Raw genomic sequence first — 662 nt, 5'->3', positions numbered from 1 at the left:
ATAAAGACATTACGCGCTTCAATACGTAAGCGGCTTCCCTCACAGGTTGAACACGTTTTTGTTGAAATGTACTTTGCAAGGTCTTCACGTACTGAGTTGGATTCTGTGTCACGATAGCGGCGTTCAAAGTTATTGATGATGCCTTCAAAAGGATGCTTTTTGATTCTTGTGTCACCACGGTCATTGATATATTGAAACTCAATCTGTGTGCTTCCAGAACCTTTTAAGATAATCTCTTGAACTTTTTTAGCCAATTTTTTAAAAGGCATATTAAGGTCAAAACCATAGTGCTGAGCGAGAGATGTTAGCATCTGAAAATAATAGAAGTTCTTTTGATCCCAACCGCGAATAGCGCCTTCAGCCAAGCTTAATGAATCATCCAGAATAATTCGGCTAGGATCGAAATATTGTTGGACTCCCAGTCCATCGCATGTGTTACAGGCACCTGCAGGGTTGTTAAAGGAAAATAACCGTGGTTCCAACTCTTGCATACTATAACCACAGTGGGGACAAGCGAAGTTAGCAGAAAAGATCATTTCTTCACTGTTGTTATCCATATCAGCAACGACAGCAATGCCACCTGAGAGTTCTAGTGTTGTTTCAAATGATTCTGCGAGCCTTTGATGAAGATCTTGACGGACTTTAAATCTATCGACAACGAC

The 662-nt window shown here is 40.6% G+C and carries 1 pseudogene; it reads right to left on the bottom strand.

The window, feature by feature from the left end:
• Nucleotides 1-662, bottom strand: a pseudogene (locus RH40_RS03190) (excinuclease ABC subunit UvrA); the annotation flags it as partial.

Source organism: Vibrio caribbeanicus ATCC BAA-2122 (assembly GCF_000165125.1).
GTDB classification, from domain to species: Bacteria; Pseudomonadota; Gammaproteobacteria; order Enterobacterales; family Vibrionaceae; genus Vibrio; species Vibrio caribbeanicus.
Note: the sequence above shows the minus strand (reverse complement) of the source record. Positions and strands in the feature narration are given on the sequence as shown.